Origin of the sequence: Ktedonobacter racemifer DSM 44963 (genome assembly GCF_000178855.1) — a bacterium.
In the GTDB taxonomy this organism is placed as follows: Bacteria; Chloroflexota; Ktedonobacteria; order Ktedonobacterales; family Ktedonobacteraceae; genus Ktedonobacter; species Ktedonobacter racemifer.
The window spans coordinates 1,910,157-1,921,644 of record NZ_ADVG01000004.1 but is presented as its reverse complement, the minus strand read 5'-3'; the positions used below and the strand labels follow the sequence as shown (position 1 = coordinate 1,921,644).

General features: G+C 56.8%; 10 protein-coding genes. 7 read left to right on the top strand and 3 right to left on the bottom strand.

Annotated elements, in window-relative coordinates; genetic code table 11:
* The first annotated feature begins 90 nt into the window (after positions 1-90).
* The 5 genes from KRAC_RS50050 to KRAC_RS50030 all read left to right on the top strand — a co-directional run bounded on the left by KRAC_RS50050 (position 91) and on the right by KRAC_RS50030 (position 5,702).
* Positions 91-1,074, top strand: a complete 984-nt coding sequence (locus tag KRAC_RS50050) for an ABC transporter permease (protein ID WP_007920456.1) — start codon at positions 91-93, stop codon at positions 1,072-1,074.
* A 6-nt stretch (positions 1,075-1,080) separates the two neighbouring features.
* The gene (locus KRAC_RS50045) at positions 1,081-2,109 is read left to right on the top strand and encodes an ABC transporter permease (RefSeq protein WP_007920455.1); all 1,029 of its coding nucleotides are present in this window, start codon (positions 1,081-1,083) and stop codon (positions 2,107-2,109) included.
* A gap of 11 nt (positions 2,110-2,120) precedes the next feature.
* A complete protein-coding gene (locus KRAC_RS50040; protein ID WP_007920454.1) occupies positions 2,121-3,512 on the top strand; it encodes a GH1 family beta-glucosidase in 1,392 nt (463 codons plus the stop codon).
* A gap of 92 nt (positions 3,513-3,604) precedes the next feature.
* A complete protein-coding gene (locus tag KRAC_RS50035; protein ID WP_040447460.1) occupies positions 3,605-4,414 on the top strand; it encodes a metallophosphoesterase in 810 nt (269 codons plus the stop codon).
* Between the two features lie 106 nt (positions 4,415-4,520).
* On the top strand, positions 4,521-5,702 hold the full coding sequence (locus KRAC_RS50030) for a DUF2330 domain-containing protein (RefSeq protein WP_007920452.1): 1,182 nt from the start codon (positions 4,521-4,523) through the stop codon (positions 5,700-5,702).
* Between the two features lie 6 nt (positions 5,703-5,708).
* Here the strand turns inward: KRAC_RS50030 and KRAC_RS64170 are convergent, their stop codons facing one another.
* Positions 5,709-6,299: a GNAT family N-acetyltransferase gene (locus KRAC_RS64170; protein WP_007920451.1), complete on the bottom strand. Its 591-nt coding sequence runs from the start codon at positions 6,297-6,299 to the stop codon at positions 5,709-5,711.
* A 31-nt stretch (positions 6,300-6,330) separates the two neighbouring features.
* Positions 6,331-6,753 (bottom strand): acyl-CoA thioesterase, encoded by a 423-nt coding sequence (locus KRAC_RS50020; protein ID WP_007920450.1) that lies wholly within the window; start codon positions 6,751-6,753, stop codon positions 6,331-6,333.
* 193 nt (positions 6,754-6,946) lie between these two features.
* On the opposite strand from KRAC_RS50020, the gene KRAC_RS64165 reads away from it, so the two are divergent.
* Positions 6,947-9,112 carry a serine/threonine-protein kinase gene (locus KRAC_RS64165; protein ID WP_007920449.1) on the top strand — a complete coding sequence of 722 codons (2,166 nt, stop codon included), beginning with the start codon at positions 6,947-6,949 and terminating at the stop codon, positions 9,110-9,112.
* Between the two features lie 50 nt (positions 9,113-9,162).
* Here KRAC_RS64165 and KRAC_RS64160 read toward each other — a convergent pair whose 3' ends face one another.
* Positions 9,163-9,684 carry an SET domain-containing protein gene (locus tag KRAC_RS64160; RefSeq protein WP_007920448.1) on the bottom strand — a complete coding sequence of 174 codons (522 nt, stop codon included), beginning with the start codon at positions 9,682-9,684 and terminating at the stop codon, positions 9,163-9,165.
* Positions 9,685-9,805: 121 nt separating this feature from the next.
* On the opposite strand from KRAC_RS64160, the gene KRAC_RS50005 reads away from it, so the two are divergent.
* Positions 9,806-11,449, top strand: coding sequence for an N-acyl-D-amino-acid deacylase family protein (locus KRAC_RS50005; RefSeq protein WP_007920447.1), 1,644 nt, complete (start codon positions 9,806-9,808; stop codon positions 11,447-11,449).
* Positions 11,450-11,488 lie beyond the last annotated feature (39 nt).

Below are 11,488 nucleotides of genomic sequence, written 5' to 3'. Positions count from 1 at the left end.
CGGACGCGCTAAACCGGGTCCCTACCAACCTGGAGAACCCCTACACATTTTGCAAGAGACTATTTGTCCTATTCACAAAGGAGTTCCTGTATGCGTCACCTGTTACGCCGCCTGGGCTTTTACCTTATCGCCCTGTGGGCGTCGCTCACCCTCAATTTCCTAATCCCGCGCCTGGCGCCTGGCAACCCGGCATTGATCTTTGTGGCTCGCTTCCAGGGTCGCATCAGGCCCGAGGCTATTCACGCAATTGAACTACAATTTGGCATCACCAACGATCCGCTCTGGGTTCAGTATTTCCAGTACCTCAATAATCTGCTCCACGGCAATCTCGGCCTCTCCATCACCTACTTCCCAACGCCAGTGGCGGAAGCCATCGGGCAGGAACTCCCCTGGACACTGGTCCTGGTGCTGGTCTCGCTGGTCCTTAGCTTTGCCCTGGGTACGCTCCTGGGCGTTATCATCGCCTGGCGCCGCAACTCCTTCCTGGATAGCCTGCTGCCACCCCTCATGACCTTTATCTCGGCCATCCCTTACTTCTGCCTGGCCCTGATCCTGCTCTACATCTTTGGTTTTACCCTCAACTGGTTCCCCGTCAGCGGCGGCTATGATCGCTTCATTTCGCCCGACTGGTCGCCTGATTTTATCTCCAGTGCTATCCAGCATGCCATCCTACCCGCCATCACTTTTGTTGTGGCCAGCATCTCGGGCTGGATGCTTGGTATGCGTAATGCTATGATTATGACGCTCTCTGAAGATTATGTGCTCATGGCCCAGGCCAAGGGACTTGCCACGCGCCGCGTCATGATCAACTATGCCGCGCGCAACGCCATTTTGCCCAATATCACCGGTTTCGCTATCGCGCTTGGCCAGGTGGTCGCGGGCCAGCTCTTCCTCGAAATCGTCTTCTCTTATCCAGGCATTGGCTACTCGCTCTTCCAGGCAGTGCAGAACTCGGATTATGCCTTGATGCAGGGCATCTTCCTCATTATTACGGTCGCCGTTATGACCGCCAACTTCCTGGTTGACATGGTCTATACCGTGCTTGATCCGCGTGTTCGCCAAGAAAGGGGTTAAACGTTTATGAGCTCGACTCAACCTGATACAAGCAATACCCAGGCAACAGGCAGCTCAACACATGTCGCGTCACGCACCAGCGTCGAGAGCACCCTGACCGTTGGGGCTTCGGGCATGGCGGGCATCGGAGCGCCGCCTCCCACCACTGGGCGTCTGAGTGATCTCTGGCGCCTGGTCACAATCAATCGCAAGGTCGGCGCGGGCCTGGTCATCCTGGCCATCTTTATCCTTATCGCGCTCTTCGGCCCAGTGTTTATCCATACCGATCCTAACGCCCTCAACGTTGGACCTAACCTGGCTTCGCCCTCGGGCCAGTTCTTGTTCGGCACGACACAAACCGGGCAGGATGTCTTCGCCCAGACCATTGTTGGAGCACGCTCCTCCATCCTCTGGGGCTTCATAACTGGGCTACTTATCACGGCTTTCTCGACCGCCATCGGGCTGATCGCGGGCTACTTCGGCGGGATCGTTGATGATATCCTCTCGATTTTCATCAATATCTTCCTGGTCATCCCTGGCCTCCCCCTGGCTATCGTGCTGGCGGCCTTCTTCCCCGTCAAGGGCGACCTGACCATCGCACTGGTTCTGACCGTAACGAGCTGGTCCTGGAATGCACGCGTTATTCGCGCACAGACCATGTCGATGCGCAGCCGTGATTTTGTGCAGGCCGCTCAATCCAGTGGAGAAAACATCCTTCACATCATCTTTGCCGAGATCCTGCCCAACGAGATTGCGATTGTCATGTCGGGTTTCATTGGCACCGTGATCTACGCCATCCTGGCTGCTTCCGGACTGCAATTCCTGGGCCTGGGCGATATTACCAGTGTCAGTTGGGGCTCCATGCTCTACTGGGTCAATAATAATGACGCCATCCTCCAGGGTGCTTACTGGTGGTTCCTGCCGCCTGCGCTCTGTATCGCTTTCGTGGGCACGGCCCTCACGCTGATCAACTTCGGCGTCGATGAATTCGCCAATCCACGCCTGCGCAACGAACGCAAACCTAAAGGCGAGAAAATCAAAAACCTGGTGGCTTAGTAAGGATAGATATGACGACAACCAGCAACTCCGAACAAACACAGCTCAGCCTGGCAAAGCTCTTCCCGGCTAATTTCCTCTGGGGGGCCGCCACGGCCTCCTACCAGATTGAGGGCGCGACCCATGAGGATGGTCGCGGCCCCTCGATCTGGGACACCTTTGCCGCGACCCCCGGCAAAGTCTACCAGGGCCATAATGGCGATGTCGCCGATGACCACTATCACCGCGTAGACGATGATATCGCGCTCATGACGCGCCTGGGCCTCTCGGCCTACCGCTTCTCCATCGCCTGGCCGCGCATCCTGCCCCAGGGACACGGAGACGTCAACCCCCGTGGGCTGGATTTCTATGAGCGCCTGGTTGATACCCTGCTGAGTAAGGGCATCCAACCTTTCGCGACCCTCTATCACTGGGATCTCCCCCAGGCCCTGGAGGATAAGGGCGGCTGGCGCAACCGCGAGACGGCCTACGCCTTCGCCGAGTATGCAGAAATTGTGGCCCGGCGGCTTGGCGACCGCGTCGCGGGCTGGATTACCCTCAATGAGCCGTGGTGCTCGGCCTATCTAGGCTATGGCAATGGAGTTCACGCACCCGGCGTACAGGATCGTCAGAGCGCGCTGGACGCGGGCCACCACCTCTTACTGGGGCATGGCCTCGCCCTGCCACGTATCCGCGCCCACGTCACAAACGGCGCCCAGGTTGGCATTACCCTGAACTTTACCCCTGGCTATCCCGCCGACGACCGCCCTGAGACTCTGCGCGACCTGGCGCGCTACGACGCCTTCAGTGACCGCTGGCTCCTCGATCCAATCGTTCGGGGCAGCTATCCCGAAGACTTCTTTAAAAACATGGCACTCCAGGCCCCACCCATCGAGGACGGCGACATGGAGATTATATCGGCCCCTATCGACTTCCTGGGCGTCAATAACTATACCCGCAGTGTCATTCGTGGCACCGAGCCCGCGCCCCTGGCCGATGCCTGTCAAATGGTTGCTCCCATTCCCAGTGCTAGCTATACCGAGATGGGCTGGGAGGTCTATCCCAACGCCCTCTCCGAACTCCTGGTACGCTTGCATAAAGAGTATGCCCTGCCAAAACTCTACGTCACCGAGAATGGCTCGGCCTTCCGCGACCAGTGGGGCGGCGGCGAACACGTCCACGATCCACGTCGCCTCTCTTACCTGCAAGAGCATCTCCAGGGCATTGTGCGCGCCATCGAGCAGGGCGCACCTGTCCAGGGCTACTTCACCTGGTCATTGCTGGACAACTACGAATGGGCCGAGGGCTACAGCAAGCGCTTCGGCATCATCTATGTCGACTACGACAGCCAGCGCCGCATCATCAAAGACAGCGGCCTCTGGTACGCCGACCTCATCCAGAAATACAAAGAGGAACAGGCATAGATCTTTGGGCGGGTAAGGGGTGTGGTGACGATGTGGCGAAGCCACATCGTCACCACACCCCTTACCCGCCCAAAGCATTGATTTAATTCACTGTGATAACTTTTATTTCGCGAAAACTGAAGGCCCTGGCACTCAGGGTGGCAGGCTTCCTGTCACCTGTAAGAGAGCGTACCTATCTCTCGGTGGAAGAGGCCCTGTTTAGGACTGAGCGCAACGACCTGGGCGCGCGCCCTGTGACCTATGCCATCGGCGATGTGCATGGAGAAATTACGCTTCTTATGCGTTTGTTGCAACTCCTGCCCCTGCATCCACAGGACACACTGGTCTTTTTGGGGGATTATCTGGATAAGGGCGAGGACTCCCTCGCCACCATACGAGCGTTGCGGAGGCTCCAGCGCCTGCACCCCTCGTGCGTCTTTCTCCGGGGCAACCATGAGGACGCCTGGCTGGAGTGCTGGAATGGCTCAGAGTTTCTTGACGCCCCCAATATGAAAAGTGCGCGCCGCCTCTGGAGGGCCAACAGGAGACATATGCCCGCCGAGATAGGCTACTGGCTGGAGGAGACCCGCCTGGAGTACGAGGACGCGTTCGCCTACTACGTCCACGCTGGCGTCCTGCCCGGCCTGCCCTTCGAAGAGACGCCCGCCGCGCGTAAGATGTGGGGGCCAAGGGGCTTCCTGAAAAGCAACTATGATTGGGGCAAGCTCGTCGTCTTTGGTCACTGGAAGCTAGCGAGGCCGCTAGTCGAGCCAAACAAGATCTGCGTCGACACAGGAGCCTATCGCAGCGGCACACTGACAGCGGTGCGCCTACCAGATCGCCAGATCTTCCAGGCACAACATATCTCTGAAGCCACCCCTCATCGGGACCAAAAAGCCCTGCACCAGCGTCTCCTTATGTGAGATCTTTAGCTGGCACGACGCTGATAAAGCACGCGTCTACATATAATGGTACGGGGCGCCGTACCACCCACACATCACCCCTTAGAAAGGATTCAGCGCCTAAATCATGCTGAAATTTATACGACTCCTCGCGCCCCTCTCGCTCGCGCTGTGCTGCCTGCTGCTCCTGCCAGCCTCCGCGCTCGCGTGCGGCGGACTCTTTGCCAGTACAAACCAGGCAAGGGTCAGCCAGGATACGGAGAGGCTCCTGATTACTGTTGGCGCGCATAGCACGACCCTGTATGAGCAGATACGCTATCAAGGGAAGGCCCAGGATTTCGCCTGGGTGCTCCCTGTACCCGTTGTACCCAGCGTAGACCAGGCGCCGCAAGCCCTCTTCACCTCGCTGGAGCAGCTTACTGCTCCCAGGTTTGTCGTACCTGCTGCCCGCACCTGTGATTACGCAGATATAACACGACCACACTATAGCGGCATGGGAGCAGGCGCGCCCAATACGACGAGTAGCTCCAACGTCAACGTCTATGGCAGTGGAGCGGTTGGCCCTTTCGCCTACGATGTGATTAAATCGGGTGACGCCGGAGCGCTTACCCACTGGCTACAAGCTCACCAGTACGCGGTACCCGCAAGCACTCAGCAGTTTATCCAGCCCTATGTGGCGAAAAACATGTATTTCCTCGCCATGAGGCTCCAGGCCAAAGCGGATACGACCAGTATCGCGCCCGTCAAGATCACCTTTCCCATGGTCATGAAACAGATTATGATCCCTATTCGCCTGGCGGCTACCGACATCAATACGCGGATGAATATGGAGGTGTCGATCCTGGCGAACGAGCGTTTCGCGCCCCAGAACTACCAGGACATCCATATCGACCAGGATCAAATCACTTCCACGCCCAATCCTGGCGCGAACTACTACCAGCTTATAGACACCGCCATTCAGAAGGCAGGGGGCTATGGCTTTGTCACCGAGTATGCCCAACCCGTTGGTCCATACGCGCTGGGCAGCTACCTCAAAGAAATGCCCGAGAACGCCTACCTTACGCGTTTCTATACCAGCTTCACCCCTGATCACATGCAGATTGATCCCATCCTGGCGCCCAAAGCCAACCTCAACCCCGTCAGCCCCTATATCAGCCTGAATTATAGCTCGCCGCCACCGGACTGCACGCTCACCTATGTGAAAAGTGCCGCCTGCGTAGGTGGAGCCGTGGGCGTTCCCTTGCTAGGCATCGTCGCGGGCGCTATCTGGCTCCGCAGGCACTACAAAGCTGCACGACGCGTACTTTAGTAGCGTTTAAAGATCAATCCACCAGAGGGCGCAGCGCTCGCCCTCGTTGGTGGTGTCCTTCACCACCAGTTCTCCGTTCTCCTCTTCAACGCGAATCGAGGGGGGATTCTCCATCACACGCAGCAGGCGACCGCCATTCTTCTGGATCACGCGCACAGAGGAGGGATTCTCGTCTTCAATCGTCATGGAGACACCGGGCAGAGCCAGTTGGCGCGCCTCCTCTAGGAGCAAGGCCAGCTGGCGCGTACCATACCCTTGCCCCCGGTAAGCAGGGTGAATATTGTAGCCGACATGCCCATTAAGCTTCTCGTAAGGCTCCTCCAGATGCGGGCGGAAGCGGATCTCGCCAATGATCTGCACGCCATCCTTGAGCAAAAAATAGGTCTGTTGCCTAGGTAGGCCAACGAGCAAGCCGATGCCCTGCGCCTCATCCTCCAGCTCACGCACAAAGGCAGCGAAGTCTTCGCGTGCCAGCCACATATTGTTATAGTTATACTCCTCGCCGCTGGCAAAATGCGCATCAATCATCGCCAGGTAGGCCTGCGCATACTTGACATCCGGCTTCACTAGCTCTAATCGCTCTTTGTGCTGAGCCATACAGGTTCCCAGTACAGATCTCCTTTATCTATTACTCCCTCTCAAGCGCCTGGCGCAGTTCCTCGGGGAGAGGCTGGGCACGCTCGCTCTTTGGATTCATACACACAATCGCGATCTCACCCTCGGCCACAACATCGCCTACCTGTAGCTCCGAGGCGACCTCCTGCAGCGCGCGCGCGGTAAAGGCCACCTTCCACGAGCTACGCCCCACGTATGCCACTCGCGCCTCCACGCTCAGGAGGTCATCATAGCGCACCGCCCCACGAAAATCGCAGGCCACATGAACCCGAGGGAAGGCCACGCCCCATAGCGCGGTCGCATAGGGGAAACCAATTGCGCGCATCAACTCATGTTCAGCGACCTCAAAATAGCGCAGCATGGCCGTGAAATGGATGCGCCTCGAACTATCAACATCGGGGAAAGGCACGCGAACCTGGACGCTCACTCGTGGCATAACAACTCTCTCCTCTAGCCCCCAGACAGAGCAAATAAGCAACCATTGGCAAAGTATAAGCACATCATAGCATATTAAAGCATATTTCTTTGACAATCAGCCTCTATTCTCGTCTATACTCATGTATATATTTATAACTATTTCGAAGCAGGCTCAATTGCAAAGCCAGCACATAACAAGGAGCGCCCCCACAATGCTATTTTGTGATTATTGTGGTGCCGAAAATAGCGACACCGCTACCCAATGTACCTACTGTCATAGGCCACTTACCTCAAATACTATAACCGCGCATTCCTCCTCTTCGGGGCAACAACAAATGCAGGTCGTTGCCAGCGCGCCGCATTCCTCAAGGCAGAGCACGCCTATTTCCGCCTTGCAAGCGCCCAGTTCGCGCCTGCACCAGAAATACCACATTCTTGAGCAGATTGGCGAGGGTGGCTATGCCTCCATCTATAAGGCTTGCGAGCGAGAAAACCAGCGCCTTTTCGTCGCCATTAAAGCCATCAACCTGGAGGGGATGAGCGCGGAACAGATTATTGATGCCACCGCCACCTTTAATACTGAGCTAACAATCTTAAGCACACTCGACCATCCGGCGATTCCCACCCTCTATGACCACTTCACTGATGCCTCGCACTGGTATCTCGTCATAAGCTTTATTGAGGGACAGACTCTGGAGAAGTATTTCTCGACCCTCGCCCAGGACAAGTATCGCGATCCGCAGACAATATGCACCCTGCTTGAGATCGCTCTTGAGCTGTGTAATGTACTGATGTATATGCACCGCCAGGAGCCAAGCGTGATCTACCGTGATCTCAAGCCCGCCAATATCATGCTTGGTCCCCGTAAACGCGTCACCCTGATCGACTTTGGCATTGCGCGCCACTTCAAGCCTGGCCAGAACAGGGACACGATCCCGTTTGGCTCCCCAGGCTACGCGGCCCCTGAACAATATGGCAAGGCGCAGACAACGCCGCGTTCCGACATCTATAGCCTGGGCGCCCTGCTCCATCAAATGCTCACGGGCGAAGACCCGGCCGACTATCCCTTCGAGTTCCCCGCTATTCACATCATCACGCCCGGTCTTCCCATAGAACTAGGCAGCTTTATCGCTCGTATGCTTGCGCTCAATCCTGAACAGCGCCCCACAAGCATGCTCGATGTTCAGCAACAGCTAGGGAAGGCCCACACCGCCCTCAAGGCGCACCTTAACCATAGAGTATTGACCCCTGCCCCAATTCCAACAAAGATACAGCGCCGAACCGTGCTGGGTTTAGGCGTACTTGGCCTCTCAGCCCTCGCAGCAGCCAGCCTCCCCGCACTCCTCAGCAATCACAGCCAACCTCCAGCCCCAGTCGCCATCCAGGTCCCTACCGACCCCACCTCCACTCCCGTGACCTATGTTACGCCAGACGATCCTATTCCACAAACTCCTAAATTCAGCGAAGCCAAAAGGTTATCAACATGGACATTACCGAGCACTGGTACTGGTACCGCCTTTGCTGATACCAAAGATGTCGCCTACAACATAGTTGCATGTACTGATAATAGTGTTTATGTCCTCTACACTGACTTTAATAGAGGCAGTAACGCCAGAATCATATACACCGGCCACTCACGCCCGGCTAAATACCTTTCCCATTTTTATGGTGACAAAAAGGTTGCTTCCTGTTGTGAGAATGATGCTGACATCCATATATGGGACACTGCAACAGGAGAGCTCATATATCAGGTTCAAGCGCCTAAGCCAGTTATAGCCCTAAGTTTATGCTATAACATGCTTGCTGTGGCCTGCGCTGATAATACCGTTTATCTATATAACTTCTCAAGAATTTCCAGCTATACGCATCCTGTTCCTCAGTATACATATCCAAATGCCAGACAGGTTACTGCCCTTATTTTGCATCTTCCAGTAGACAATAGTCACTTTTATGTAGGAATTGGATACGATGATGGGCTTGTTGAGATCTGGCAAGACGATACAATAATCACTCAGTATGAGCATTCTGGTGCTATTACAACCCTCTCTTGCTGGGATAATCGCATTGCCTCCTCCAGCGCTGACCAGACAGTGAAGATTTATCGGTTTACCAGTCATACATTATTTGCCAACTATCTGGGACATGCACACAAAGTCAGTACTGTCACCTGGCTTACCTACAATGCCCTTGCCTCATTAGATGAGAGCGGAGAGGCACATATCTGGACTATACCTATAGGTAGCATTAACCTCTCAAAACCGCAGGTTACCACTATAGCCGATCCAAATTACAATATGAGTGCATACATCATTAACTCTCAATATTATCTGACCTGCCTTACAAATCCAAATTCGCTTACCACCTATCAAATTTACTAATTTGTAGGGGCCAGAGGCAGGCAACGCCATGCACTGCCTCAGACACTTATTTAATCCCCACGTAAGCGGCGGATGCGCTCGTTGAGGAATGGGGAGAAGTGATCGCGGTAGCGCTCCTGGACCTCTGGCCGTTGCCAATCGTTGCCTGTTACCACCTGGCGACAAACGGGGGTCCCGCAGCAGCATGGCTTGAGGGTCCAGGAGGGGCTTGTGGTGTATAGGGCATAATCTTGCGTCAGCTCCTCCCCTGCCGCAATGTCTCGACGGGCCACAACGGTGGCCTCGTCGCGCATCCACAAGTTGGCGTCGCAGGAATGATTCATACCTCCCAGAGCTGTGGGAACATCGACCAGGTGCAGCCCTTCCCCAATCTGTATGGCATTGTAACGAGCAACCGTCGCGGTATAGGCTTGAAACTCCTCCTCAGTCATAACCGTTCCACCAATACGGACCACGACCTCGCCTGCATGGATCGGCTGGCTGGCGACCATCCCCATTCCATGAATCGATGAGGCCTGGACCTCGGCACGAGGATCATACCAGGTGGTAGAGAGATAGATATTTGAAGGCACAGTTTCTTTCCTCCTGATCCGTCTTCTTCTGCGAAAACTCATCCGACAGCCATGGCGAGCGCTTCACGTCCAGGCTCGCTCATTAAATGTTACAATAAAGAGAAAAGCGAAGGGGAGACACATGAGCAATAACGGCATAGATATCCTGATTCGTGGGGCGCGGATAGTCGATGGCACGGGGAATCCGTGGTTCTATGGAGATGTGGCAATCACCGGGGAGCGCATTCAAGAGATCGCGCCTCCCGGCCATATTTCGCCCGCGAGGGCGCGCGAGGTCGTCAACGCGGAGGGGCTGGTGGTCAGCCCTGGCTTTATCGATATCCTGAGTCACTCGCATGTGCCGCTTATGCGCGATCCACGCGACCTCTCCAAGATCACCCAGGGAGTTACGTTAGAGGTAATGGGCGAAGGCTGGTCCCCAGCGCCCGTGGGAGGCCAGATTACAGATAGCTTCGCCGACCTCTCGCCACAGGAGCGGGAGTTGGTACGCGAGTGGATCGAGCCGGCAAAGGGCTGGACGCGCTTTCGCCACTGGCTTGAGGCGATGGTTGAGCACGGCGTCTCCCCCAATGTGGGATCGTTCCTGGGCGGCGGCACGTTGCGCGAGTATGTCATGGGCCTGCGCATGGGTGATCCTACGCAGGACGAGCTAGAGCGTATGCGCCGCGTGATGGCTGAGGCCATGGAGGATGGGGCCTTTGGCGTCTCCTACGCCCTGATCTATCCCCCCGATACATATACCTCGACTGAGGAGCTGATCGAGGTCGCAAAGGTCGCCGGGCTATACGGTGGGATCTATGTCACACACCTGCGCTCCGAGGGCGAGCAACTGCTAGAAGCCATCGAGGAAGCCATTACCATTGGGCGCGAAGCCAACGTACCCGTCGAGATCTATCACCTCAAGGCCAGCGGCAGCCACAACTGGCAGAAGATGCAACTGGCTATTGAGCATATCCAGCGCGCACGCGAGGCGGGCATCGATGTGACAGCGGACATGTATCCCTATCCTGGCTCGGGAACTGGCCTGAGTTCGGTGCTTCCGCCCTGGCTGGCCGAGGGTGGCTCGATGTACCAGCGGCTCAGCGATCCCGCTGTTCGCGAGAGAGTACGCGCCGAGGTGCTTGACCCCTCGGGCGAGTGGGAGGCCCTGGCACACGGCATCGGTCCCGAGGGCGTCATGCCCATCGGCTTCGAACGGTCCGAGAACCAGCAATATGTGGGGAAACGCCTCTCAGAGATTGCAGAGATGCGGGGGCAGCACTGGATCGATGCCGTGATCGACCTGCTGATCTCAGAGCAACAGCGCATCTTCACCATCTACTTTAGTATGGATGAGGCCAATGTGGCACTCGGCCTGCGCCAGCCCTGGGTCAAGATCTCCACGGACGCGGGCGGCGTCGATCCCACCTGGGCGAGACCTCACGGTCCCACGCATCCACGCTCCTATGGTACCTACCCCCGCGTCCTGGCCAAATATGTGCGCGAGGAGCGGCACCTGGCGCTAGAGGACGCCATTCGCAAGATGAGCGGGGCCGTCGCCGCGCGCCTGGGCTTAAGAGATCGAGGACTACTCCTCCCTGGCTACTACGCCGACGTGGTCCTCTTCGACCCCCAGACCATCGCCGACCGCGCCACCTTCGAGGACGCCCACCAGCTCTCCACCGGCGTGCGCGACGTCTGGGTCAACGGCACGCGCGTCATCCGCAACAGCCAGCACACCGGCGCGACGCCCGGCCACTTCGTCCGTGGCAGCGGCGCCAGGTAGGGGATATGGAGCGTGCTGGCTGCCTGCGGCAGCCAGCAC